Origin of the sequence: Micromonospora sp. WMMD882 (assembly GCF_027497255.1) — a bacterium.
In the GTDB taxonomy this organism is placed as follows: Bacteria; Actinomycetota; Actinomycetes; order Mycobacteriales; family Micromonosporaceae; genus Micromonospora.
This window is the reverse complement of the sequence record NZ_CP114903.1, coordinates 4,714,713-4,739,035: the sequence shown is the minus strand read 5'-3', so window position 1 is coordinate 4,739,035 and position 24,323 is coordinate 4,714,713. Positions and strand designations below refer to the sequence as shown.

Annotated in this window: 28 protein-coding genes and 1 pseudogene; 24 read left to right on the top strand and 5 right to left on the bottom strand. The window is 71.5% G+C overall.

Annotated elements, in window-relative coordinates:
• The first annotated feature begins 201 nt into the window (after positions 1 to 201).
• From O7606_RS20140 to O7606_RS20095, 10 genes are all read left to right on the top strand, one after another.
• Positions 202 to 1,500: a potassium transporter TrkG gene (locus tag O7606_RS20140; protein ID WP_281599772.1), complete on the top strand. Its 1,299-nt coding sequence runs from the start codon at positions 202 to 204 to the stop codon at positions 1,498 to 1,500.
• Complete coding sequence (locus O7606_RS20135) at positions 1,493 to 2,176, top strand: TrkA family potassium uptake protein (RefSeq protein ID WP_281595577.1); 684 nt, start codon at positions 1,493 to 1,495, stop codon at positions 2,174 to 2,176. The genes O7606_RS20140 and O7606_RS20135 overlap by 8 nt, the downstream gene beginning before the upstream one ends.
• Positions 2,177 to 2,859: 683 nt before the next feature.
• On the top strand, positions 2,860 to 3,879 hold the full coding sequence (locus tag O7606_RS20130; RefSeq protein WP_281595576.1) for an NADP-dependent oxidoreductase: 1,020 nt from the start codon (positions 2,860 to 2,862) through the stop codon (positions 3,877 to 3,879).
• A 15-nt stretch (positions 3,880 to 3,894) separates the two neighbouring features.
• Positions 3,895 to 4,365, top strand: a complete 471-nt coding sequence (locus O7606_RS20125) for a MerR family transcriptional regulator (RefSeq protein ID WP_281595575.1) — start codon at positions 3,895 to 3,897, stop codon at positions 4,363 to 4,365.
• A 96-nt stretch (positions 4,366 to 4,461) separates the two neighbouring features.
• Positions 4,462 to 5,145, top strand: coding sequence for a serine hydrolase domain-containing protein (locus tag O7606_RS20120; RefSeq protein WP_281595574.1), 684 nt, complete (start codon positions 4,462 to 4,464; stop codon positions 5,143 to 5,145).
• 186 nt (positions 5,146 to 5,331) lie between these two features.
• Positions 5,332 to 5,511, top strand: coding sequence for a 50S ribosomal protein L32 (gene rpmF, locus O7606_RS20115; RefSeq protein ID WP_281595573.1), 180 nt, complete (start codon positions 5,332 to 5,334; stop codon positions 5,509 to 5,511).
• A complete protein-coding gene (locus tag O7606_RS20110; RefSeq protein ID WP_281595572.1) occupies positions 5,508 to 6,740 on the top strand; it encodes a GTP-binding protein in 1,233 nt (410 codons plus the stop codon). The genes rpmF and O7606_RS20110 overlap by 4 nt, the downstream gene beginning before the upstream one ends.
• Positions 6,741 to 7,104: 364 nt before the next feature.
• Complete coding sequence (locus O7606_RS20105) at positions 7,105 to 7,272, top strand: hypothetical protein (RefSeq protein ID WP_281595571.1); 168 nt, start codon at positions 7,105 to 7,107, stop codon at positions 7,270 to 7,272.
• 26 nt (positions 7,273 to 7,298) lie between these two features.
• Positions 7,299 to 7,676 carry a hypothetical protein gene (locus O7606_RS20100; RefSeq protein ID WP_281595570.1) on the top strand — a complete coding sequence of 126 codons (378 nt, stop codon included), beginning with the start codon at positions 7,299 to 7,301 and terminating at the stop codon, positions 7,674 to 7,676.
• The gene (locus O7606_RS20095; RefSeq protein WP_281595569.1) at positions 7,663 to 8,514 is read left to right on the top strand and encodes a methyltransferase domain-containing protein; all 852 of its coding nucleotides are present in this window, start codon (positions 7,663 to 7,665) and stop codon (positions 8,512 to 8,514) included. The genes O7606_RS20100 and O7606_RS20095 overlap by 14 nt, the downstream gene beginning before the upstream one ends.
• 184 nt (positions 8,515 to 8,698) lie before the next feature.
• Here O7606_RS20095 and O7606_RS20090 read toward each other — a convergent pair whose 3' ends face one another.
• The 3 genes from O7606_RS20090 to O7606_RS20080 are packed head-to-tail and all read right to left on the bottom strand — an operon-like array spanning position 8,699 to position 9,580.
• Complete coding sequence (locus O7606_RS20090) at positions 8,699 to 9,121, bottom strand: transcriptional repressor (protein ID WP_281595568.1); 423 nt, start codon at positions 9,119 to 9,121, stop codon at positions 8,699 to 8,701.
• A 1-nt stretch (position 9,122) separates the two neighbouring features.
• Positions 9,123 to 9,335 (bottom strand): hypothetical protein, encoded by a 213-nt coding sequence (locus O7606_RS20085; RefSeq protein WP_281595567.1) that lies wholly within the window; start codon positions 9,333 to 9,335, stop codon positions 9,123 to 9,125.
• The gene (locus tag O7606_RS20080) at positions 9,332 to 9,580 is read right to left on the bottom strand and encodes a type B 50S ribosomal protein L31 (RefSeq protein WP_281599770.1); all 249 of its coding nucleotides are present in this window, start codon (positions 9,578 to 9,580) and stop codon (positions 9,332 to 9,334) included. The genes O7606_RS20085 and O7606_RS20080 overlap by 4 nt, the downstream gene beginning before the upstream one ends.
• A gap of 123 nt (positions 9,581 to 9,703) precedes the next feature.
• Between O7606_RS20080 and O7606_RS20075 the strand changes: the two genes are divergently transcribed.
• The 13 genes from O7606_RS20075 (at position 9,704) to O7606_RS20015 (ending at position 21,414) form a co-directional block, all read left to right on the top strand.
• Positions 9,704 to 10,213, top strand: a complete 510-nt coding sequence (locus O7606_RS20075) for a winged helix-turn-helix domain-containing protein (RefSeq protein ID WP_281595566.1) — start codon at positions 9,704 to 9,706, stop codon at positions 10,211 to 10,213.
• 68 nt (positions 10,214 to 10,281) lie between these two features.
• Positions 10,282 to 10,518, top strand: coding sequence for a 50S ribosomal protein L28 (gene rpmB, locus O7606_RS20070; protein WP_281595565.1), 237 nt, complete (start codon positions 10,282 to 10,284; stop codon positions 10,516 to 10,518).
• Complete coding sequence (gene rpmG, locus O7606_RS20065) at positions 10,518 to 10,685, top strand: 50S ribosomal protein L33 (protein ID WP_281595564.1); 168 nt, start codon at positions 10,518 to 10,520, stop codon at positions 10,683 to 10,685. Before rpmB ends, rpmG begins: the two co-directional genes overlap by 1 nt.
• On the top strand, positions 10,685 to 10,990 hold the full coding sequence (rpsN, locus tag O7606_RS20060; protein WP_281595540.1) for a 30S ribosomal protein S14: 306 nt from the start codon (positions 10,685 to 10,687) through the stop codon (positions 10,988 to 10,990). The genes rpmG and rpsN overlap by 1 nt, the downstream gene beginning before the upstream one ends.
• Before the next feature lie 48 nt (positions 10,991 to 11,038).
• Positions 11,039 to 12,511, top strand: a complete 1,473-nt coding sequence (locus O7606_RS20055; RefSeq protein WP_281595563.1) for a choice-of-anchor M domain-containing protein — start codon at positions 11,039 to 11,041, stop codon at positions 12,509 to 12,511.
• Positions 12,512 to 12,637: 126 nt separating this feature from the next.
• Positions 12,638 to 13,756 carry a DUF916 domain-containing protein gene (locus tag O7606_RS20050; protein ID WP_281595562.1) on the top strand — a complete coding sequence of 373 codons (1,119 nt, stop codon included), beginning with the start codon at positions 12,638 to 12,640 and terminating at the stop codon, positions 13,754 to 13,756.
• An 11-nt stretch (positions 13,757 to 13,767) separates the two neighbouring features.
• On the top strand, positions 13,768 to 15,354 hold the full coding sequence (locus tag O7606_RS20045; protein ID WP_281595561.1) for a TIGR03773 family transporter-associated surface protein: 1,587 nt from the start codon (positions 13,768 to 13,770) through the stop codon (positions 15,352 to 15,354).
• Between the two features lie 29 nt (positions 15,355 to 15,383).
• Positions 15,384 to 16,937 carry an anchored repeat ABC transporter, substrate-binding protein gene (locus O7606_RS20040; protein WP_281595560.1) on the top strand — a complete coding sequence of 518 codons (1,554 nt, stop codon included), beginning with the start codon at positions 15,384 to 15,386 and terminating at the stop codon, positions 16,935 to 16,937.
• Positions 16,937 to 17,929, top strand: a complete 993-nt coding sequence (locus O7606_RS20035) for a choice-of-anchor M domain-containing protein (RefSeq protein ID WP_281595559.1) — start codon at positions 16,937 to 16,939, stop codon at positions 17,927 to 17,929. The genes O7606_RS20040 and O7606_RS20035 overlap by 1 nt, the downstream gene beginning before the upstream one ends.
• Positions 17,926 to 18,669: an anchored repeat-type ABC transporter ATP-binding subunit gene (locus O7606_RS20030; protein WP_281595558.1), complete on the top strand. Its 744-nt coding sequence runs from the start codon at positions 17,926 to 17,928 to the stop codon at positions 18,667 to 18,669. Before O7606_RS20035 ends, O7606_RS20030 begins: the two co-directional genes overlap by 4 nt.
• Positions 18,669 to 19,577, top strand: coding sequence for an anchored repeat-type ABC transporter permease subunit (locus O7606_RS20025; protein ID WP_281595557.1), 909 nt, complete (start codon positions 18,669 to 18,671; stop codon positions 19,575 to 19,577). Before O7606_RS20030 ends, O7606_RS20025 begins: the two co-directional genes overlap by 1 nt.
• Positions 19,578 to 20,116: 539 nt before the next feature.
• Positions 20,117 to 20,764, top strand: coding sequence for a choice-of-anchor M domain-containing protein (locus O7606_RS20020; protein ID WP_281595556.1), 648 nt, complete (start codon positions 20,117 to 20,119; stop codon positions 20,762 to 20,764).
• Positions 20,761 to 21,414, top strand: coding sequence for a choice-of-anchor M domain-containing protein (locus O7606_RS20015; RefSeq protein ID WP_281595555.1), 654 nt, complete (start codon positions 20,761 to 20,763; stop codon positions 21,412 to 21,414). Before O7606_RS20020 ends, O7606_RS20015 begins: the two co-directional genes overlap by 4 nt.
• Positions 21,415 to 21,716: 302 nt before the next feature.
• On the opposite strand, the gene O7606_RS20010 is transcribed toward O7606_RS20015, so the two are convergent.
• Entirely contained in the window at positions 21,717 to 22,274 is a 558-nt protein-coding gene (locus tag O7606_RS20010; RefSeq protein WP_281595554.1) for a helix-turn-helix domain-containing protein, read from the bottom strand.
• Between the two features lie 77 nt (positions 22,275 to 22,351).
• Between O7606_RS20010 and O7606_RS20005 the strand changes: the two genes are divergently transcribed.
• Positions 22,352 to 23,980, top strand: a complete 1,629-nt coding sequence (locus O7606_RS20005) for a bifunctional NAD(P)/FAD-dependent oxidoreductase/class I SAM-dependent methyltransferase (protein ID WP_281595553.1) — start codon at positions 22,352 to 22,354, stop codon at positions 23,978 to 23,980.
• Positions 23,981 to 23,993: 13 nt separating this feature from the next.
• Here the strand turns inward: O7606_RS20005 and O7606_RS20000 are convergent.
• A pseudogene (locus O7606_RS20000) lies at positions 23,994 to 24,158 on the bottom strand (tRNA (adenosine(37)-N6)-threonylcarbamoyltransferase complex transferase subunit TsaD); the annotation flags it as partial.
• Positions 24,159 to 24,323 lie beyond the last annotated feature (165 nt).

The window sequence follows — 24,323 nt, the reverse complement described above, 5'->3', positions numbered from 1 at the left end:
GGATCGCCGCAGGCCGCCGACGGTCCCGCTTCGATTGCGGCGCTGCCGTGAGAGCATGCGGTCCATGATGCTGATCCGCCCGACCGCTGCGCTGCGGCCACGTACCGCAGTCAGCCGTCGCAGCAGCGGGTCGCGCGCGTGATCGGCCGAGCACCGGCGTGGCAGCGGCGGAGCAGCCGGCTGCGGCATCCCGCACAGGTGATCGCTGTCGGCTTCGGCACGGCGGTGGCGGTCGGCACCGTTCTGTTGTCGCTGCCCGTGGCGACCCGCTCCGGCGAGCGGGCCGAGCTGGTGGACGCGCTGTTCACCGCGACGTCGGCCGTCTGTGTCACCGGGCTGGTCACCGTCGACACCGGCAGCTACTGGTCCGGCTTCGGCCAGGCGGTGATCCTGCTGCTCATCCAGGCCGGCGGGCTGGGGATCATGACCCTGGCGACGTTGTTCACCGTGCTGCTGTCCCGCCGGCTCGGCCTGCGGGCCCGGTTCCTGGCCCAGGCCGAGACGAAGAGTCTCGATCTCACCGACGTGCGCGCGGTGGTCCGCCGGATCGTGCTGTTCAGCCTCGCCAGCGAAACGGTGGTCGCGGTGACGCTGACCGCCCGGTTCGCCACCGCGTACGACGAACCGTTCGGTGAGGCGGTGTACGACGGGGTGTTCCACGCAGTGTCGGCGTTCAACAACGCGGGTTTCTCCACCAACGCCGACAGCCTCGTCGGCTACGTGACCGACCCGTGGATCTGCCTGCCGATCGCCGCCGCGGTCATCCTGGGCGGGCTGGGCTTCCCGGTCGTGTTCGAACTGCTCAGATGCTGGCGTCGCCCGGCGCTGTGGTCGGTGCTGACCCGCATCACCCTCGCCCTGACCGGCGCGCTGCTCGTGGTCGGCACCGCCGTGCTGACCCTCGCCGAGTTCTCCAACCCGCGTACCCTCGGCCCGCTCGGCGGCTGGGAGAAACTACAGGCCGGGTTCTTCGCCTCCACCATGACCCGCACCGCCGGATTCAACAGCGTGGACATCGGCGGGATGCGGCCGGAGAGCCTGCTCGCCAGCGACGTGCTGATGTTCATCGGCGGCGGCAGTGCCGGCACCGCCGGCGGCATCAAGGTCACCACGTTCGGGCTGCTCGCCTTCGTGCTCTGGTCGGAGATGCGCGGCGAGATCCACGTCAACGTCGGCCGGCGGCGCATTCCCGCCAGCAACCAGCGCCAGGCCCTCGCGGTCGCGCTGCTCGGCGTCGGCGCCGTGGTCACCGCCACCTTCGCGCTGCTGGCCATCACCCCGCACCGGCTCGACGTCGTGCTGTTCGAGGCGGTGTCCGCGTTCGCCACCGTCGGCCTGTCCACCGGTATCACCGCCACCCTGCCACCCGCGGCCGACCTGCTGCTGGTCGCGCTGATGTTCGCCGGCCGGGTCGGTCCGCTGACCCTGGCCTCGGCGTTGGCGCTGCGCGACCGCAACCGCCGTTTCGAACTACCCGAGGAAAGGACGATCGTTGGCTGAGGCACGCACCGAACCCGTCGTCGTGATCGGGCTGGGCCGCTTCGGCACCGCCCTGGCCCTGGAACTGGTCAACCGGGGCACGGAGGTCCTCGGCGTCGACCACCGCCCGAAGGTCGTCCAGGCCCTTTCCGGGCAGTTGCCGCACGTCATCACCGCCGACTCCACGGACATCGAGGCCCTGCGGCAACTCGGCGTCGCCGAGTTCCACCGCGCCGTGGTGGCCATCGGCACCGACATCCAGGCCAGCATCCTCACCACCAGCCTGCTGGCCGAACTCGGCGTTCCCGACATCTGGGCCAAAGCCATCAGCTCCCAGCACAGCAACATCCTCACCCGCGTCGGCGCCCACCACGTCGTCGCGCCCGAACACGACATGGGTGAACGCGTCGCCCACCTGCTCTCCGGCCGCATCCTCGACTACGTCGAGGTCGACGCCGACTTCGCCGTCATCAAGACCACCCCACCCCGCGACATCGTCGGCGTACCACTGCGGGAGTCCCGCGTCCGCAGCAGATGGGGCGTCACCGTCGTCGCCGTCAAACCCCAGGCAGCCCTGCCCGGCGGCACACCCCGTACCTTCACCCACGCCACCGGAGACACCGTCCTCGCCTACGGTGACCTCATCCTCGTCGTCGGCGCCATCGACAACGTCGAACGCTTCGCCACCACCGATTAGGTCGGACGACGCCGAACGGGGCGGTTCTGGCGTCGGTGGCGTGGGCTACCCCCTGTCGGCACGGACTTCCACCAACGCCCCTGACCGGTGGCCGGAGTGCCCCCCGATGACGCCCGTAAGTGGCCGCTGTTCGGGGGCCCGGCCTGGCGGGCACGGCGATGGCGACATTGCCGACCGTCACGATGAGCCCGCCGATCTGCTCGAGGCGGTCCGGTTGGGTCCGGGCGCCCCAACTCAGGACCGTTGTGGGGCTACCGCCGCATCCAAGACTTCACAGTGCGGCGGCGGTGAACAGGCGGGTGGATGGTCCACCGGTGAAGCAACACGGCGAAGACACCGCCGTCGATTCGGGACAGGCTCTCCGCGGCGGGCCGGATGTGGCTTAGGCCGCTGAAGTGGCCACTCACCGCGACGGCCACATTGGGGAGCACGGCCAGCAGTGTGAGGTTGATCATCACGCGTCGCCGGTCGGCCTTGGGTAGGACCACCGCGATGAACAGCGCTGACAGGGCTGCGGCGAGAGCCGTGACGCTGACGGCCTGTCCGGCCGCGCCGATGGAGACGGTCAGGTCGTCGGCGATGGGCGGAAGAAGGCTGGCGGGCAGGAACTCGTTCGGTCTTGCGTCTGACGCATGGGTCAGGGTTTACGGTCGCGCTCCACCGACCCGAACAAGGAGCGTCAGGTGCGTCCACTGCCTTCCGTCCATCGTCAGGTCCAGTTGCTCACGACTCCGGACGGCCTGCCTCGCCCGGAGGACTTCACCGTCGTCGAGGTCCCGGCGCCTCCCCGCGCGTCCGGCGAGGTCCTGGTCCGCAACCGTGCCTTCCTGGTCACCGCGGCCCTGCTCCGGACCCTCATCGGCGCGGCCGCGGCGGGACTGCCCGGCCCGCGACCCGGCGATCCGCTGCCCGGCCCCGCGATCGGCGAGGTCGTCGCCGCCCCCGCCGCCAGCGGCCTGCGTCCGGGCGAGCTGGTCGGGCACGACCTCGGCTGGCGCGAGTACGCGGTCCTCCCGGTCGACAGGTGCCGTCGGCTCGGCGACTCGCTGCCGGATCCGCTGGCCCACCTGTCGCAGGGCTGGACCGCTCACGCGGCGCTGACCCGCGCCGCCGCCGTCCGGCCCGGCGACACGGTGCTGATCACCGGGGCCGCCGGCGCCGTCGGTTCCCTCGCCGGCCAGATCGCCCGTCGTCTCGGCGCGGCCAGGGTCGTCGGCACCACCGGCTCACCGGCGAAGGCCCGGTTCCTGACCACGGAACTCGGCTATGACGCGGTCGTCGTACGCGGAGCGGAACCGATCACCGGGCAGCTCGCCGACGCCGCTCCGGACGGCGTCGACGTGGCGCTCGACACCGTCGGCGGCGAACAACTCCAGGCGGCGGTGCAGGCCGCTCGGCCCCACGCCCGCATCGTCCTGGTCGGCGCGCTGTCGGCGCAACTCGCCGCCGAGGGCGCCGGCACGACCGCGACGCTGGAACTGGACCTCGTGCCCATCGTGCTCAAGCGGATCAGCATGCGCGGGTTCAACGCCGCCGACCATCCCGACGCGCTCGCCGAGTGGACGCAGCGGTTCGGCGCCTGGCTGTCCACCGGCAGCATCCGGTTTCCGCATACCCGCGTCCGTGGAATCGACCGGGCCGCTCACGCGTTCCAGGAGGCCGTCGAGGGGCGGCATGTCGGCGCCGTCCTGGTGGAGCTCTGACAGCCGGGAGGCACGGTGCGTATCGGTGACGCCGCGGCGGCAGCGGGAACCACACCGCGGGCGTTGCGCTTCTACGAACAGCGAGGACTGCTGCCACCACCGGTACGCACCCGCGCCGGGCAGCGGACCTACCGCACTGCCGACGTGGCCCGGGTGAAGATCATCCGTGAGTTGCTGTCGCTCGGCCTGACCGTCGACGACATCGCCACGCTCAGCGACCACCTTCATCTGCTCGACGGCGACACGCTGCCCGAACACACCGTGCCCGACCGCATCCGGCTGCCCCAGGCGAGTGAGATGTTCCGCCGCCGGTTGGCGGTCGTCGACGGGCACATCGCCCGGCTGACCAGGCTGCGGCAACTGCTGTCCGTCTGCCACGCCCAGTTGGCCGGGACAGCGCCGCCCGCCGACGAGAGCCGCGCGCCAGACCATGATCGGCAACCTGCCGGACCCGGCGACCGCGCACCGGGACAGGGCCGGCCCTGAGGGATGCCCGGAGACTGGTACAGCAGGCTGTTTTCCGGGCCGCAGCGCGTCGGAGTCGGCCCCGCGTCGCTATCGTCTCTGCCGGAAGGTACGCCGATGCCGCGCAGGGACGCCGCTGGCGCTTCGGCCTACTTCGAGCCCCGGGGCCTGCTCGACATGGCCAATGCCAGGGCGGGCGGGCCGGCCGGCGACTGGGCCTACAGCAACACCAACTACCTGCTTGCCGGCCTGATCGCCGAACGGGTCACCGGCCGGCCGTTCAACGAGCTGGTCACCACCCGGGTCATCGAGCGGATCGGCCTGCGCGACACCTACGCGCCCGGGGTCGGTGAGGAAGGCATCCGCGGCCGGCATCCCCAGGGTTACCAGCTCGACGAAGCCACCGGTGAACTGCTCGACTTCACCCGGATGGACCCGAGCTGGGGTTGGGCCGCCGGCCAACTGGTCTCCACCCCGGCCGATCTCCACACGTTCCTGCGGGCCCTGCTGGCTGGCAGGCTGCTCGAACCCGCGCAACTGGCCGAGCTGCGGACCACCGTCGCCGTGCATCCGCAGTCGGACGTGCGGTACGGGCTGGGTCTCTTCCGTACCCCGTTGAGTTGCGGCGGGGTGGCGTGGGGCCACGGCGGTGACATCCCCGGCTACTCGACCGTCGACGGCGCCACCGACGACGGTCGCGCGGCGACCCTGGTGGTCACCTCGCTCAACGGGTCGGTCGTGGACGGCTCTGTCGCCGCCGACCGGGCCGCCCTCGTCGACGCCGCGCTCTGCGCGAGGTGACCGGCGCGGCAGGAGTACGCCCCTGAGCCACGCTGATCGCCGTGCCGGTACCGGCCTGGTACCGGCACGGCGATCGGCTGCGGTCTGGCCGCCGGGAGGTGAGGGCAGAGCCCGCCACGGGGCGAACAGGAAAACGAAAATCAGTTCCGATATGCTGGACGCCACCCTCTCGACGTAGGAGATCTCGTGGCCGTACCGAAGCGGAAGATGTCGCGGTCGAACACCCGGCACCGGCGGGCGCAGTGGAAGGCCAGCGTGCCGCAGTTGACCCCGTGCCCGTGTCCGCGCAAGGAGATGGTGGTGCCACACCGGGCCTGTGCCCACTGCGGCCTGTACAAGGGTCGTCCGGTGGTGGACCAGCCGTGACGGACCGGCTACCGGTGACCGTGCTGTCCGGGTTCCTCGGCGCGGGGAAGACGAGCCTGCTCAACCACGTCCTCGCGAACCGGGACGGGCTGCGGGTGGCGGTGATCGTCAACGACATGAGCGAGGTCAACATCGACGCCGCCCTGGTGCGCGACGGCGGCGCGTTGTCACGGACCGAGGAGCGGCTGGTCGAGTTGACCAACGGCTGCATCTGCTGCACCCTCCGCGACGACCTGCTCGACGAGGTGGCCCGGCTGGCCCGGCAGGGCCGCTTCGACTACCTGCTGATCGAGTCCAGCGGTATCTCCGAGCCGATGCCGGTCGCCGCCACCTTCGCCTTCGGCGTCGAGGACGGCCAGGTCCTCGACGACCTGGCCCGGCTGGACACCACCGTCACGGTCGTCGACGCGGCGGGCCTGACGGCCATGATCGAGGCAGGGGAGACCCTCGAGGCGCGCGGGCTGGCCGCGTACGAGGGCGACGACCGCGGAATCGCGGATCTGCTGGTGGACCAGATCGAGTTCGCCGACGTGCTGGTGGTCAACAAGACGGACCTGATCGCGCCGGAGGACCTGGCGGTGGTCGAGGCGCTGCTGGCCCGGCTGAACCCGGCCGCCCGGCAGATCCGCGCCGTCCACGGGCGGGTGCCGCCGGCGGAGATCCTGCACACCGGCCGGTTCGACCTGGAGCGGGCGGAGACCGCGCCCGGCTGGGTGGCGGAGCTCAACGGCGGGCACGTGCCGGAAACCGAGGAGTACGGCATCTCCAGCATCGTGTTCCGCGACCACCGCCCGTTCCACCCGCAGCGACTGTGGAACCTGTTGACCGCCGGTCTGGACGCCTTCGGGGTCGTCCGGTCGAAGGGGTTCCTGTGGCTGGCCAGCCGCCCGGACGTCCAGGCGCTGTGGTCGCAGGCCGGGCCGTCCGGGCGGTGCGACCCGGTCGGCGTGCCGGTGACGGCCTCCGGGGAGTGGCCGGAGGATCCCGACGAGCGGGCCGAGTTGGAGTCCCGCTGGCATCCCGTCTTCGGTGACCGGCAGCAGGAACTCGTCCTCATCGGCGTCCACCTCGACGGCGACGGCCTGCGGGCCGCCCTGGCGGCGTGTCTGCTCACCGACGCGGAGACCGCCGCGGGGGAGGACGCCTGGCGGGTCCTGCCCGACCCGTTCCCCGAATGGGACCTGGGTGACCTGCACGACCATGATCACACCGATCCGGTCCCGGTATGACGACGGCGACCACCCTGGGAGCCGATGATGTGGTCCGGTGGCGGCGCGACTGGGAGACCATGATGCGCCACCACCAACCCGGCCGCGACGACCGCCTCGCTGCCGGTCTCACCGCCGCCGAACAGGCCCAGGGACGCGCCCCTGAGCGGGTGCTCGACACCGGCGGCGGGCCGGGCACCACCGCCGAGGCGGTCCTGCGGAGCGGGTCCGCGACTGGTACCCCGAGGCCCGAAACCTGCTCGCCCCGACCGGGCTGCTCCTGGTCGCCGACGCCATGCCCGACGCGCCCTTCGCGGCGAAGCCATGGAGCGGCGACACCGACCCGTGGACCACGTGGTGGACCGCCCTGGCCGGGGAACCGACGATGGCACCGCTGCTGACCGAACGCACGGCGACGCTCAGTGGCCTCTGCTCGGCGGAGTGCGTCGCGTCGACGGACTGGCACGGCGAGGCGGCCCGGCCTGCCGGGTTCACCGATGCGACGGTCCCGTACCAGTACGCCGGCCATGCCCTGATGGCGTTCCGCCGATGAGCCGGCCCTCACCACGTGGTGCCCGCGTGACCGTCGCCTACTGCGACGGCCACCGCTGCCGCGCGCTACGCCACCGCGCCTTTCCGCAGGTGCCCGACGAGCCGGCGGATCTGGCCGAGGTTCTCGGGCAGGCGGTCCGGGCCAGCCACGGTGGTGTCCTGGTCCGGACGGAGTGCCTCGGCGCCTGCCACCGCGCACCCACCCTGCTCCTGCTCACCGGTTCCGACCCGACCGGCCGGCGCGGCATGCTGGTCGGGCCAGTCGAGGAACGCCAGCACGTCGACGCGGTGGTCGACCTCATCCGGAACAGCCAGTGTGACCGCCGCGCTGGCGACGACGCGTGCCGACAGACGGGAAGCCGGGTGCGACACGAGGACGGGAGTAGTGACGATGAGCAGCGGTGAGCGGTCGAACGGGACCGTCGATGTGTTCGAACAGGCCGCGACGAGTTATGACCGCACCGGGGTGTCCTTCTTCGGGCCCTTCGGCGTTGAACTGGTCCGTCGTGCCGGCATCCGCCCGGGAGAGCGGGTCCTGGACGTCGGCTGCGGCCGGGGAGCGGTCCTGTTCCCCGCGGCGCGGGCGACCGGGCCGGCCGGTCAGGTCACCGGCATCGACCTGGCGCCGGCCATGGTGGCACTCACCGCCGAGGACGTCAGCCGCGCCGGGCTGACCCACGTAGACGTGCGGATGGGCGACGCCCAGCAGCCGGAATTCCCGGCCGGCAGCTTCGACGCGGTCCTGGCCGGGCTGGTCGTCTTCCTGCTATCCGACCCCGGGCAGGCCCTTCGGGCGTACGCGCGGCTGCTCCGACCGGCGGGCCGGCTGGCGGTCAGCACCTTCGCCGCCCAGGACCCGGCGTTCGTCGCCGCCCTGGACGCCCTCGCCGGGCATCTGCCGGCCGACCGGCCCCGACCGGCGCCGGCGGCCGACCCGTTCGCCGACGACGGCGCGATCACCGCGACCATGGCGGCCGCCGGCCTCACCGTCACCACGATCACCGAGCACCGGGTGGACAGCCACTTCCGGGACGTGGACCACTGGATGGAGTGGATGTGGTCCCACGGCGGACGCGCCCTGCTGCGGCACATCCCGACCGACCGGCTGCAGGCCGCGACCACCGACGCCGCTCGCGCGCTCGGACCAGCCCGCCGGCCCGGTGACGGCCTGACCCTGACCACCGCGATCCGGATCACCGTCGCGACGCCGCACCTCAGCGTCGAGCCACAGGAGCCGTCGTAACGAGCGTGCGGCGAGCGTACTCCACGCGGGGTGACGGGTTCCGCGACGCATGACGGTGTCGTGGCAGGTAGAAGGTGAGACCGCACCCTGGAGATCTTCGGCGTCCACACGGCGCGCTCCCGCTGACCTCCGCCGGGCAGGGACAGCGATCCGCCCTACCTCGACCCGATCCGCGACGCCGCCGTCATGTGCCGGCGCAGGTCGCGCAGACGCCCCGGAGGTCGAGCCGGTCGGGGTGCGGGGTGAAGCCGGTGTGCTGATGCAGCTCGGTGAGCCAGCTCGTCACGATCTCGGGCGGGCACTCGGTCACCGTCTCGCAGCAGGTGCAGATGAGGTGCTGGTGCGGTGCGGTGCCGCAGTGCCGGTAGGCGCGCTGACCGTCGAGGTCGAAGCTGTGCAGGAGGCCGGCGTCGGCGAGGCTGTGCAACGCGCGGTAGACGGTGGTCAGGCCGATGTGCCGCACGGTCCTGGTGAGCTCGGTGTGCACCTCCTGAGCGGTGAGCGGGCGGGATCTTCCGACCAGCAGCGCCAGGACGGCACGGCGCTGCGCGGTGGGCGTCAGACCGACGACCCGCAGCTGCGCGTCCGGAACGAGAGGGGCGGTCATCTCAGGGGCGTACGCCGAGGCGCACGCTACGGGCGGAGAGCCGGAACAGGTCGGCGCGGTGACCGGGCCATGCCTCGTCGGCCGGGTCGAGGAGGCAGTCCCAGGCGTCGAGGTCGACGGCAGGTAACAGGCCGGTGGGCCGCAACCGGTCCTGGGCGGCGTCGACCAGCTGTGGCGCCAGCGCGGCCCAGTCGACCGGGGTCCCGGTGCTCATCCGCTCTGGGGTCCGCGGCGGGCGTGCTTCTGGCGGAACTTCTCGACCCGGCCGGCGGTGTCGAGCAGGCGTTGCTTGCCGGTCCAGAAGGGGTGGCTGGCGGAGGAGATCTGGACGTCGATGACGGGGTAGGTGTTGCCGTCGGTCCATTCGACGGTCTGGTCGCTGGTGGCGGTGGAGCGGGTGAGGAAGGCGAGGTCGGCGCCCTTGTCGCGGTAGACGACGGGCCGGTACTCGGGGTGGATTCCGGGCTTCGTGCGGGTTGCGCTCCGTCGGTGTCGGTGTGTCCCGGTGTGGGTCGGGGCCTGTGGTGACGACGACATCGGCTTCCTCTCGACTTAACTGGAAACGATTGTCATTCTAAGCGCATGCGAGCCGTCGAAGCGAACAGGGATGCGCGGGTGGGTGCGGCACAGGCGTGGAAGGCCGGTGAGGTTCTCACCGTCACGGTCCACCTCAAGCTCGGCCCGGGCGGCTGCGATGAGGACGTCGATCGACTCGCTGCCCTACTGGCCTTTCTGCGCGGCGACCCGGGACCGGTGTCACCGTCGGCGCGAGCGACGGGCCTTCACCTGCGGATCGATCCTCGAGCACGGGCGGTCTACCGCGGCCAGGCCGAGGTCGTCCTGACCCGTCGGGAGTACGACCTGCTGCTCTGCCTGGCCGAACATCCACGCCAGGTCTTCACCCGACGGCAACTGCTGGACCAGGTCTGGGGGCATCCCTACACGGGGCCGCGCAGCGTGGACGTCCACGTCCGGCGGCTGCGCGCCAAGATCGGCACGGATGTGCCCGTGGTGACGACGCTGCGCGGTGTTGGCTACCGCCTCGGCGCCGACTGCGCCGTCGAGATCGTCGACACCCCGGTGGGGATGTGACCGAACGGCTGATGTAAGACTGAAAACCGTTTTCGTTACCGTATGGATCTCATCAAGGAGCGAGCACCGTGTCCCGACGCTGCGACGTCACCGGCGCGAAGCCGAGCTTCGGCAACGCCGTGTCCCACTCCCACCGGCGCACCCGCCGCCGGTGGAACCCGAACCTGCAGAACCACCGTTACTGGCTGCCGTCCGAGCGACGGTGGGTCAACCTCACCCTGACCGCGAAGGCACTCAAGACCGTGGACCGCAAGGGCATCGAGAAGGTCGTCGCCGAGCTGCGCGCCCGAGGGGTGAAGCTCTGATGGCCCGCCAGACCGACGTCCGCCCGATCGTGCGGCTGCGCAGCACCGCAGGCACCGGCTACACCTACGTCACCCGCAAGAACCGCCGCAACGACCCGGACCGCCTCTCGCTGCGCAAGTACGACCCGATCGCGCGCCGCCACGTCGAGTTCCGCGAGGCCCGCTGATGGCCAAGAAAAGCCTGGTCAACCGGCAAGCCCGCCGCGAAAAACTGGTAGCCCGGCACGCCCCGGCGCGGACGGAACTCAAGCGGGTGGTCGCCCATCCGGACACCGACCCGGACGTACGCGCCAAGACGGCCCGCCGGCTCAGCCGGCTGCCACCGGACTCCAGCCCGGTACGGCTGCGGTCACGGGACCAGATCGACGGCCGTCCGCGCGGGGTGCTGTCCCGGTTCGGACTGTCCCGGGTGCGCTTCCGCGAGCTGGCCCTACGCGGCGAGCTCCCCGGGATACGCAAGGCGTCGTGGTGATCTCACCACAGATACCACCGCGCGTAGGCGCGGGGTGAAAGGGGAGGAATGAATGTGACAGGGAGGGCTCGCGGCTTCGCGGCCCTGATGGCCGGGGCGGTGGTGGTCGCCGGCACGTTGCTGGCGCCCACCGCCGCGTCGGCGGCCGAGAAGGTGGTGCTCTCCAAGGGGCACACCGACGCGGTCGACGTGCACTACGAGGGTGGTGCGCTGTCGTTGAAGGTCAATGACGACACGGGCAGCTCCCCGGTGAAGCGGGATCCGGCGGACGTGACGTTCCAGGTGCTGCCGGAGGCGGCCATGGCCGTTCCCGCCGATCCCCGGTTCGCCTTCCTCGGGCCCGCGGGCAGCCAGGTCTGGCTGCTGCCGCTGACCCAGGACCCGGACCTGCTCTGGCCGGGCTGGAACACCACCACCCTGAAGACGGGAGTCTTCGAGGGCAACAAGGTGCGGCTTAGCCTGGTCGACGTGCAGGGACCGGGCAACGTCACGCTGTACACGCAGGACTCGTTCGCCAATCCGGTCATCAAGTTCCGCTCCGACGACGGGTTGCCGGACGCGATCGACGTGCCGGTGCCCACCCACGCGCACTCGAACTGGGCGTTCAGCGCGCTGGGCAACTACACGCTGAAGTTCCAGGCCGACGCCACGCTGACCAACGGCACGACGGTCAGCACCGGGCCGGTCGACTACTCGTTCGTCGTCGGCGAGCTGTCCGGCGGCGGGCCGGAGGTGAGTCTGTCGGTCAGTGGCATGGCCGACGAGTACCAGCCCAACGACACCGTCACGCTCAACGCGGTGCAGACCCCACAGACCGAGCTGGACCACTACCACTGGTTCAGCAGGTGCCCCGGTGCGGACGACTGGACCATCGTCCCGGGTGAGGCCGGCGCGAGCTACTCCTTCACCGCGACCCGGGAGCTCAACGCCTGCGAATACGTGGCCAAGCTGTACGGCGACGGCCACAGTGTGGTCGCGAGCAGCGAACCGGTGACGTTGTGGGTGGCATTCCCGCCGCAGGAGCCGGGCACCTCACAGACGATCACCGCGTCGATCGACGAGACTCAGGGCGCTCTGGTGATCAGCGTCGACCCGGACGACCGGGCCGTGGTGCTGCCGCCCGCACAGCTCAACGCAGGTGGCGACCGGTGGGAGAGCAACGGTGAACTCCGGCCGGTCACGGTGACCGACACCCGCGCCGGCCAACCGGGTTGGAGCGCGTCCGGCCAGATCCCGGCCGACTTCACCGGTCCGGGCGGTGCGACGTTCAGCTCCGGCTACCTCGGCTGGAGCCCCCGGGTGCTGGCCCAGGGTTCCGGGCAGGGTGTCGTGCCGGGCCCGGAGGTGGCGCCGTACGTCGTCGGAACCGGCGGCGGCCTCGGCAACAGCGCGGTGCTGGGTTCGGCGCCGGGCGGCGCCGGTCGGGGTACCGCACAGCTCGGTGCAGGGCTGCGACTGAGCCTGCCCACCGAGACGGCCGCGGGAACCTACACCGCAACCCTCACCCTCACCGCGATCTGATCGCCTGACCCGTCCGGCGACCGGCGACGAGCCGGCCGCTGGACGGTCGCGGGTGGGTGGGCCGTTGCCGCGACCCGCCCACCCGCCTCACCTCTCGCACCCTGAGGAACGGAAACCGTCTCCGCCATGCGCCTGCTCGCCGCCGTCGCCATCGGCATCGCCCTGCTCGGTGCGGCCCCGACGCCACCTACACCGGCGTCTCCCGCAGCTTCTGCGCCGTCCGTCGTGACCTGGGGGGTGGCACCGTCGACCGCGAAGGGTCCGAACGGTCGGCCGGCGTTCGCCTACAAGCTCGACCCCGGCGCCACCCTCACCGACTACGTCGCGGTCACCAACCACTCGGCACGCCCGCTCACCCTGAACCTCTACGCCAGCGACGCGTTCACCACCACACAGGGCGGGTTCGACCTGCTGGCCGGTGACCGGCGACCCACCGACGTCGGCGCCTGGGTGCGCTTCACCCAGCGGACCCTGACCATCCCGTCGACATCCCGGTTGAACGTCCCGTTCACCCTCACCGTGCCGGCCAACGCCACACCCGGGGACCACGCCGGAGGGATCGTCGCCTCGCTCGCCGCCACCACGGCGGACGCCCAGGGCAACCAGGTCGCCGTGGACCACCGGGTCGGCGCGCGCATCTACCTGCGGGTCACCGGTGAGCTGCGACCCGCGCTCACCGTCAAGAATCTCCGGGTACGGCACGCCGGCTCGCTGAACCCCCTCGGCGGGGGCACGCTGACCGCGACCTTCACCATCCGCAACACCGGCAACGTCCGGCTCACCGGGCAGCCCACGCTCACCGCGGCCGGCCCGTTCGGCGTCGGTCGGCGCTCGATCGACGCCGCGGCCCTACCGGAGATCCTGCCCGGCGGCGAGTTGATCACCACCGTACGCATGACGGGCGTCCCGCCGCTGTTCCGGCTGACCGCGAGCGCCGCCGTCACACCTGCCACCGTGGGTGACCAGGTTCTCGACCCGCCGCCGCAGGGCGGCACGGCGCAGACCACCGTCTGGGCGGTGCCCTGGCCGCAGCTGGTCCTGCTGGCGCTGCTGGCCCTCGTCGGCTGGGCACTGGTGGCCGCCCGCCGCCGACGGGCCCGACAGGTCGCGCAGGCGCTGGCAGCCGCCCGGGAGGAGGGCCGCGCCGAGGCCAGCCGGCAGACCGACCCGAACGACTCCGCGACGATCGACGACCGGACCTCGCGGCAGGACTTAACGCCACCTCGCCTGGGGAGCAAGCAATGAGGACGAGAAGTATGCGTGTCGGCGCCGCCGGCCTGGCCATGGCCGTTCTGGCGCTGGCCGCCGGGGCGACGCCGGCGGCGGCCGAACCTTCCGTGGTCACCGCGGCCGGCGCGGACCTGGTCGCGGTGACGCTCGGCGGTGACTCGATGTCGCTGCGCATCCGGGATGCCGCGCAGGTGGCCGGCGACGCGCCGGGGCACGACCCAGCCGATGTGGTGCTCGGCCCGGACGGCGGCCTGGCCGGCCGGGTGCCGGCCGGGAAGGTTTTCGCCTTCCTCGGCGCGCCGGGCCAGCCGGTGTGGTCACTGGCCGCCGGCGACACCGGCTTTCCGGCCTTGGACACCACCGGGGTACGCCCGGGTGTCGTCACCGACGACACGGTGGCCCTCACCCTGCGCTCGGTCGAGGGGCCCGGTCACTTCACCGCCTACGCCCTGGCCGGTATCGGCGGGGCGAGCCCGATACTCGGCAGCCGCCCCGGCGTGCCGCAGACGGCGCAGCTACCGGTGGGCACGCGTACCGGCGGTGTGGTCTGGGCCTTCGACGCAACAGGCGACTACCGGCTCACCCTGACCGGCTCGGCCACCCTGCGCTCGGGCCGGAAGGTCAGCGCCGACGCGACGTACCGGGTACGTGTGCCGGCCATCAGCCCCGGTGGACAGGCTCCGCTGCCGGCCCTGCCCCAGCCGGCGGCGCGGCCCGGCGGGCAGTCGGCAACGCGGCAACTGGCCGCACCCCCACCCCCCGCCGCACCGAAGCCGGAAGCCGCGCCGAAGCCCGCCGCCGCGCCGCCCGCGAAGGCAGCAGCGCCCGCGACCGGCGCCCGCCAGGTGATCGCCGACGGGCACGTCGACATGGGCCCGCAACTGTCCGGAAACAGCTGGACGATCCGGATCAAGGACGACCGGACCAGCCCTCCGGTCTGGCGGGAGACCGCCGACGTGGTGCTGCACGTCAAGGACAACGCGAAGATCACCGTGCCGGCCGACGCCGACTTCCTCGGCGAACAGGGTGACACGGTGTGGCTGCTGCCGCAGTCGCAGCAGGCGGGCATCGTCTGGCCCGGCTGGAACACCCAGCACGAGACGGTCGTGTCCGGCGTCAAGGGCAACGTCACCTGGACGCTGAAGGGGGTCACCGGGCCCGGCCGGTACGCCCTGTTCCTCACCGGCTCGTTCGGCAAGGCGGACGTGCTGTTCGACTCCGCCAAGCCGTTCCCGCAGCAGCTGAGCATCCCGCTCAACACCCACGCGCACGGCAACTGGGCGTTCGCCAAGCCCGGCCTCTACCGCCTCGCGGTGCAGATGAGCGGCACCACCACCGCCGGCAAGTCGGTCACCGACACGAAGACCCTCACCATCGCCGTCGGCGACAGCACCGACCCGAACAGCGGCTTCGGCTCGGTGGCCGGCACCGGCTCCGGGGACGGCGGTGCGGATCAGGGTGGCGGCGGGCCCCTGCCGCGTACCGGTGCCGGTTGGGTGCTGACGGCCGCGGCGGCCGGCATCGTCCTGGTGGCGGTCGGCGCCCTGCTTGTGGTGTTCGCCCGTCGCCGGCACACCGTCCTGCCCGATCCGCCCGGCGGGGTGTCCGCGTGACGGTCCACCTGTCGCGCACGGGGTGGCGGATGCTCGTACCGGCGCTGCTGATCGTCCTGCTGGGCACCGGTTGCCGCTCGGAGGTGGCACTGAGCGCGAACGACGAGCGGGTCCAGGTCGTCACCACCACCGGAATCCTGCGGGACCTGGTGAGCAACGTCGGTGGTGGTCGGGTGGCGGTGAGTTCGTTGGTGCCGGACGGCGCCGATCCGCACAGCTACGAGCCGTCCCTGCGGGACGTCCGCGACGTGGTCTACGCCGACGTCGCGTTCAGCAACTACCTGCTCCTGGAAGAGCAGGCCGTCATCAAGGCGCTGGACGCGAACCTGCGCGACGGCGTACCGAACATCTCCCTGGCCGAGGGAGCGGTGAAGTACGCCGCGGAGATCATCCCGCTGGTCGAGGACGTGTCGCTGGACACCATCTGGCTGGGCATGCGGGTGCGCGGCACCGGGGCGGCGCAGGGCGCGAACCGCTCCTCGGACGTCCTGCTCAGCGCGACCGCGGCGGACGGGCCGGGTCGGGTGTTCGCGTACCTGACCGAGTCGTTCGGCAACCCGTCGTTCTACGTCGACTCGGGCGACGGGTTCGACGCCGCCAACGGGTACCGGGACGACACCGCCACGCTGCCACCCGACGCGCACACGCACATGAGCTGGGCGTTCACCAAGCCGGGCGTCTACCGGCTGACCATGCGGGCACAGTTGGCGGTCACCCCCGACACGGCGCCCGTCCCGCTGGGCGAGCAGGCGTTCACCTTCGCCGTCGGGGTGGATCCGCGCTCGGTGCCGGGCATGACCGGAGCGACCGTACTCGACTCCGGGCACGCCGACGTCACCGTCGACCTCGACGAGCGGCGGCTCTACCTGTTCGCCGACCCGGAAGGCAGCGGCGAGGCCAGTCAGCGGGTGCACGACCCGACCACCACCGTCATCGAGGTACCGAACAAGGCGCTGCGCGAGGTGCCCGGCGACCGCCGGTTCCGGTTCCTCGGTCGGCCCGGCGCCCCGGTCCACCAGCTTCCGCAGGCGGTCCTCGGCAAGCACGTGCACGGCGAGATCGACCCGCACCTGTGGCAGAACGTCCGCAACGCCATCTCCTACGTGGAACTGATCCGGGACACCCTGATCCGGGTCGACCCCCGGGGAGCGACGGTCTACCGTGCGAACGCCTCCGCCTACATCCGGGAACTGGAGAAGGTCGACACCTACGTCCGGGAGACCGTCGCCCGGATCCCGGCGTCGCGGCGTCACCTGGTCAGCACCCACGACGCGTTCGGCTACCTGGGCCAGGCGTACGGAATCCAGATCTCCGGCTTCGTCACTCCGAACCCCGCCACCGAGCCGAGTCTCGCCGATCGCCGCCGGCTCACCGAGACGATCCGCAACCTGAGGATCCCCGCCGTCTTCCTGGAACCGAACCTGGCCGCCCGGTCCACCACCCTGACCGAGGTGGCCCGTGAACAGGGGCTGCGGGTCTGCCCGATCTACGGCGACACCTTCGACCGGGACGTCACCACGTACACGCAGATGATGCGGTTCAACGCCGACTCCCTGCACGACTGCCTGACCGGAGACAACTGATGGAGAAAACAGTGACGACCGGACGGACGCTGTTCGGCCGGCGCCCCGGTACCACCGTCCCACGGCTCGCACTGGCCGCGCTGCTCGTGCTGTCGGCGCTCCCGGCTCCGGCGCGGGCCGCTGAACCGACACCGGGCCTCGGCCAGTCGATCGCCGCCGACCAGCCACTCGCCGCCGGCCGGACGGAACTCGCCACCGGACACGTCGACATCGGCCCCCGCTACGTCGACGACCGATGGACGGTGCTGATCCACGACGGCACCCAGGAGCGACCGGTGTGGCGCAACCCGGACGAGGTCCTGCTCCGGGTTTCCGACGCCGCACTGCAGACCGTCCCGGACGACCAGGCGTACGCCTTCCTCGGCGTCGACGCCGGCAAGCGGGTATACGTGGTGCCGCAGGTCCAGAACCCCGACATCGTGTGGCTCGGCTGGAACACCCAGGACCCCCGGGTGATGCAGACCATCGACCGCGGCGTCACCCTGACCCTGCTCGGCGTACGCGGGCCCGGAAGCCTCACGACCTATCTCCAGGCGGGCAACTTCACCGCCCCGCAGCCGCTGTGGCGATCCACCGACCCGAAGGCCCAGCCCTTCTGGGCCGCGGTCAACACCCACACCCACGCCAACTGGGTGTTCAGCGCACCCGGCGTCTACCTGGTCGCCGTACGCGCGTCGGCCGACCTGGTCAACGGCGAGACGGTCTCGGCGACCCGTACGCTGCGCTTCGCCGTGGGCGACGCCACCAGCGCCGACGAGGCGTACGCGGCCACCGCGGACATCCCCGCGGCGGCCGAGCCGGCGCCGGCCGACGAGGACGTGGCCGGGGCCACCGGACCGGCCGACACGTCACCGGCGGTGCTGCTCGCGGCGCTGGCAGGCGTGGCCGTCCTGCTGGTCGGGGGACTGGTGTTCCTGCTGGTGCGTGGACGCGGTGCGAAGCGGCGGGCCGAACGGGAACGCGCCGCAGCGCTGCCGGAGGACCAGCGGTGAGAGCACTCGACATCGAAGGGCTGGACGTGGACCTCGGTGGCCGGGCGGTCCTGCGGGACATCCGCCTGCATCTCGACCGGGGTGAGCTGGTCGGGCTGCTCGGACCCAACGGCGCCGGGAAGACCACCCTGCTGCGCGCCATCCTTGCCCTGATCCGGACCCGCGGCGGCACGGTGACGGTGGAGGGCCAGCCGTCGCGCCCCGGCCGTTCCGGAGTCGGGTACGTACCGCAGCGTCACGAGTTCACCTGGGACTTCCCGATCTCCGTCGAGCAGGCCGTGATGACCGGTCGTACCGGTCGCATGGGCCTGCTCCGCCGGCCCGGCGTCGGCGACTGGCGGGCGGTCGGTGAGGCGATGGACCGGGTACAGCTGACCGGGCTGCGCCGCCGGCCGGTCGGTGAGTTGTCCGGTGGACAACGTCAACGCGTCCTGGTCGCGCGGGCGCTCGCGCTCGCGCCGAGCATCCTGCTGCTCGACGAGCCGTTCACCGGGCTGGACATGCCCACCCAGGAACTGCTGGGCGACCTGTTCACCAGTCTGGCGCGGGAGGACCGCGCGGTCCTGATGACCACCCACGACCTGGTCGCGGCGGTCGACTCCTGCACGCGCCTGGTCCTGCTCAACGGCCGGATCGTCGCGGACGGGCGACCGGCGGACCTGCAGGACCCCGAGCTGTGGACGACGACCTTCGGGGTCAGCGCGACCTCCCCCCTGCTGAAACTCGTGAGGGCAGCCTGATGTCGATCACCGACTTCCTCACCGACCTGCTCAACCCGGACCTCGCGTTCCTGCCCAAGGCGTTGGCGATCGCGGTGATGTCCAGCATCGTCTGTGGCGTCGTCGGCTGCTACGTCGTACTCCGAGGGATGGCCTTCATCGGCGACGCGGTGGCCCACGCGGTCTTCCCGGGCATCGCGGTCGCCTTCGTGCTGCAGGGCAGCCTGGTGCTCGGTGGGGCCGTCGCCGGTGTCGCCACCGCCCTGCTGATCGCGGTCTTCTCCCAGAACCGGCGGATCAAGGAAGACTCGATCATAGGTGTCTTCCTGGTCGGCGCGTTCGCCCTCGGCATCGTGATCATCTCGCAGGCCCCCGGGTACGCCGGGTCGCTGCAACAGTTCCTGTTCGGCTCGATCACCGGCATCCCCGACCGGGACCTCTACGTCGTCGGCGGCACCGGTCTGGTCATCCTCGGTCTGGTGCTCGCCCTGCACAAGGAGTTCGTCGCCGTCTGCCTCGACCGGGAGATGTCCCGCGCGATGGGGCTGTCCGTCTTCTGGCTCGACATCGTGCTCTACGTCCTGGTCACCCTGGCCGTGGTGATCTCCCTGCAGACCATCGGCAACATCCTCGTCCTGGCCCTGCTGATCACCCCCGCGGCGGCGGCCCGCCTACTCACCGACCGCCTCGGGGTGATGATGCTGCTCGCCCCGGTGATCGGCGGCACGTCAGCGGTCGTCGGGCTGTACCTGTCCTGGAGCTACGACACACCGGTCGGCGGCACCATCGTCCTGGTCGCGACCGCCGTCTTTCTCGCCGCCTGGCTGCTCGCCCCCCGCCACGGCCTGCTGACCAGACGGTGGCGGCGTCCGCAGGGGCAGGACCTGTTGCCGTCGTCGCCTGACCCCGCTCCCCGAAGAATCTCATGAATTCCGTTATCATTTCCGTGATCCGCCGAGGAGCGTGGTACCTCCGGTGGGCGGATCAGGGGAGACGTGGCGGTCTCGGTGACGAGGCCGCCACGTCGTAGGGTGGCGACCCGGCTGGGGCTCGGGCGCCTCCTGCGAAGCGATCGTCAGGACGCGCGCTTCGTCGTTGCGCGCCGCCGGGCCCGCAGACATGCCGCCTTGTCAGGTCGGGCAGGTGCCACCCGACGTGGCGCAGCGTCCGACGTCCGCGTACGCCTCGCATGCCGTGACGCGGCGCCGGACAACGAGGCTGAGACGGTCTGGCAGGTCTGCCGACGGCACTGGCGAGTACGTGCGCCTCGACGCGTACCGACCGCACGTGCCGCAAGGCCATGTGGGCCGAGGACGGTGACCGGCCCGACCGTGACAGGTCGCCGCCACAGGTGCCGTGACGTGTTGCCGTGATCGCCTCCACCGATCAGCCCTTCCCCGGCTTAATAGAAACGACTATCGTTTGCATTAGTTGCGGTCCATGCGGGACCGCGGAGAAGGAGATCTTCGTGCGCAAGCCCATCCGCCTGCTGCTTGCCTCCGGGGCGGCGACCGTGGCACTGCTCGCGGCGGCACCACCGGTGCAGGCATCCCTGGTGACGTTCAACTCCGGGCACCTCGACCTGGTCGACATCGCCTACGAGGACGGTGCGCTGGAACTCGGCGTCCACGACGAGGACAACGACGTCGAGTACGCCGCCGACGAGGTCAAGGTCGTCGTGAAGCGGCAAGCCAAGGTCACCGTCCCGAACGACCCCGCCTTCGGCTTCCTCGGTACGCCCGGCGTGTCGAAGGTCTGGATCCTGCCCGAGATCCAGAACACCAGTCTGGTCTGGCCCGGCATCGCCGCCGAGGAGGTCGAGACCGGCACCTTCACCGCCGATACCCTTACCCTCAGCCTGCGGTCGGTCAACGGCCCCGGGCAGCTCGCCATCTACACCGAGAACGCCGTCGGGCAGCCCACCGTCCTCGCCGACAGCGGCGACGGACTGCCCGACACCATCGCCCTGACCGCCGGCGACCACCTGCACGCCAACTGGGCCTTCGACAGCGCCGGCACCTACCGCGTCACCTTCCGCGCCACCGGCACCCTCGCCGCCACCGGGCAGAAGGTCACCAGCGAGCCGGCCACCCTGCGCGTCGTGGTCAAGGAGTGAACACCGTGCGTACCCGCAGCCGCTTCCTCACCGGCCTCACCCTGACCGCAGCCCTGCTCGCCGGCACCGCCGTCCCCGCTGTCGCGGCGCCGATCGTCCTGTCCAGCGGCCACGTCGACGTCATCGACGTCGACTACGCCAGCGGAGCGCTGACCGTCAACCTGCTCGACGACACCGTCAGCCCACCGGTCGAGCGCAACCCCGCCGACGTCGTCCTGCGCGTGCCCAACACCGCCAAGGTCACCGTGCCCGGTGGCAGCGCGTGGTCGTTCCTCGGCACGGGTGGCAACGCTTGGATCCTGCCGCAGAGCAACACCGCCGGACTGCTCTGGGCCGGCTGGAACACCACCGAGATACCCGGCGGCGTGCTCCAGAACAACCGGGTCACCTTCAAACTCACGAACGTCAGCGGCCCGGCCGGCTTCAGTGTCTACACCACCACCCTCGGCACCCCGACGGTCCTGTTCGACAGCGGCAACGGCCTGCCCGACAGCCTCAACGTCAACCGCAACACCCATGCCCACGTCAACTGGGGCTTCGACGCCGCCGGCACCTACACCGTCACCTTCGAAGTCACCGGCAAACTCGCCTCCACCGGCGCCACCATCACCTCCGGCGCCAAGACCTGGACCTTCGAGGTCCTCCCCTGACCACCGCCACCTCAGGTAACTCCATCAGACGTCCGCCGAGGTAGGGAGTGCCTGCAAGCGGCGGAACCGGCCGGCGCGAGGCCACAGCCCACCCGGGCCTCGCGCCGGCCGATCTGCCGATGCGGCAGCGGGGGCGATGACGGCGGGGCCGACCGGCGCGAGTCCGTGGAGACCAGGAACTACAGCGCGGCCCCACCTTTACGGCATCGGTTGGCCTCAGGGAAGTTCTGCGCACGCGGGCGAGCCAGCGGTCCCGGGCGGCGGTGGGTGGCTGCCAGCTACCGCCCCGCCCCGGTTCGGGCTCACTGGTGCAGATGTGCGCGCTGCCCCTCGCGGTCGAAGATCATGATCAGTTCGGCCGGCTCGTCGAGCGCTGTCATCGAGTGTGGCGTCATCGTCGAGAACTCGGCCGCCTCGCCCTTGGCAACCTCGATCTGCCGCTCGCCGAGCCACAGCAGCACCCTGCCCTCCAGCACCAGGAACCAGTCGTACCCCGGATGGACCCGCTGGGCCGGCATCGTCGCCTCGGGCTCCAACCGGACCTTCATCGCCATGGTGCGCCCGTCGACGCGGCTCAGCGGCCACGTCGTACGCGAACCCGAACGGTGCTGCACGGGACGGATCACCACGTCCTCGTCGCTGGGCGCCTCGAAGAGGACGTCGAGACTGACCTGGAGCGCGTTGGCCAGGGGCACGAGCACGTCGAGGCTGAGCGTCCGTTTGCCCGTCTCGACCCGGCTGATCGTCGACGGGCTGAGATTGGTGCGCTCGGCGAGCTCGTCGAGGGAGTAGCCGAGCGTGGTGCGGATGCTGCGTAGGCGGGTACGCGCCAGCCGCTCCACCTCACTGCGGTCGTTCATCTGCCCAGCATGAGGGCGTCTTGCGAATCCCGCAAGCTATCTTTCACCTACCGCCAGATGTTCCTACGCTTGGACGCATGACGGATCATTCCCACGAAAGCTCCGAACGCCGACCGCACCAGAGCATCGTCCGCAGGTGCGACGTCGCCGTCATCGGCGGATCGGCGGCCGGTCTGGCGGCCGCGCTGCAGCTCGCCCGGCAGCGACGCTCGGTCATCGTCGTCGACGACGGCACGCCGCGGAACGCGCCGGCAGCGCACACGCACGGCTACCTCGGACGTGAGGGCACACCGCCCGAGGCGATGCGGGCCATCGGGCGGGAGGAGGTCCGCAGCTACGGTGGCAACGTCCTCACCGGCCGGGTCCTGGCCGTACGGAAAGCGGACGACGGGTTCCATCTCGCCCTCTCGGGCGGCCACGGCCTCGTCGCACGCCGGATACTGGCCGCGACCGGCATCGTCGACGAGCTCCCCGACATCGAGGGCCTCGCCGAGCGTTGGGGCCGGCAGGTGTTCAACTGTCCGTTCTGCCACGGCTGGGAGGTCCGCGACCGGCGGGTCGTGCAGATCGTCACGACGCCGATGGGACTGCACCCGACCCCGCTGATGCGGCACCTGACCGACCAGTTGACCGTGGTGCTGCACGACGCGACGGGGATCGACCCGGCCGCGGCGCGGAACCTCGTCGCCGCCGGGGTCCCGGTGGTCGAGAGCGCGGTGCGCCGGGTGGCCGACGCCGACCCGGACGGGCCACTCGTCGTCGAGCTCGCCGACGGCCGCCGCCTGCCGGCCGACGCGATCCTCACCGGGGGCCGGTTCCGTCCCCGGGTCGAGATGCTCGCCGGGCTCGGTATCGACACCACCGCCCACCCCAGCGGACTCGGTGGCGTCGTCGCGGTCGACCCCGCCGGACGTACCAGCGTGGCGGGCGTCTTCGCCGCCGGGAACCTGACCGACCCGAGCGCCCAGGTCCTGCAGTCCGCGGCGAACGGCAGCTGGACCGGCGCCCAGATCGCCTTCAGCCTCGCCGCCGAGGACACCACGGCCGGCGTCCGCCCCTCCGGCGTCGCGATCGAGTGGGACAGCCGCTACGGCGACCAGGAACGCATGTGGAGCGCCAACCCGAACGGCACCCTCGTGGCGGAGGTGACGGACCTGCCCCCCGGGCGGGCGCTCGACGTCGGCGCGGGTGAGGGCGCCGACGCGCTCTGGCTGGCCGAACGAGGCTGGCAGGTGACCGCCTCCGACGTCTCCCGCAGGGCACTCGACCGCGTCCGGGCCGAAGCGGAACGCCGCGGGCTCGACGTGCGCATCCTGCACTGCGACGCCAACGACCCCGCCGCCTTCGCAGACGAGACCTACGACCTCGTCTCCCTCCAGTACGGTTCGTTCCAGCGCACCCCCGAGCAGCGCGGACTGCGCAACCTCCTCGACGCCGTGGCCGTAGGTGGGACGCTGCTCGTCGTCGGTCACGACCTGAGCTGGCTCCAGCAGCCGTCAGACCCCGGCGAGCAGACCCACATGTACGACCCGCAGGCGTACGTCGGCATCGACGAGATCGCCGCCGCGATCACCGCTTCGGACGACTGGCGCGTCGACGTGGACGAGACCCGCCCGCGCCCCCCGGGGGCGATCAGCACACACCACGTCGACGACGTCGTGCTGCGCGCCGTCCGCGTGGACCACCGCCGGGGACGCGCAGGGTGATGCCGGCGGCGGTGCTGCGTTGTTCGGCGAGGGTGCGGACGCGGGTGTTGGCGGCGACGCCGCCGACGAGCAGCAGGGTGTCGATGTGGTGGTCGCGGCAGGCGGTGACGGCTTTGCGGGTGAGGGTGTCGGCGACGGCTTCCTGGAAGGACGCGGCGATGTCGGCGACGGGCAGCGGGCCGTGGTGGCGTTCGGTCCCTGGGCGGAAGATCCGCCGTGTTCGGCGGACAGCGATCGGAAGCTCAGGAACCCCGCCGAGGTGGGCCGATGGCCATCTTGCAATGGAAACGGTTCTCTCTGCACTATGGGTTCGGTTGTCGACCCCATCGTCATGCCTGCGTCG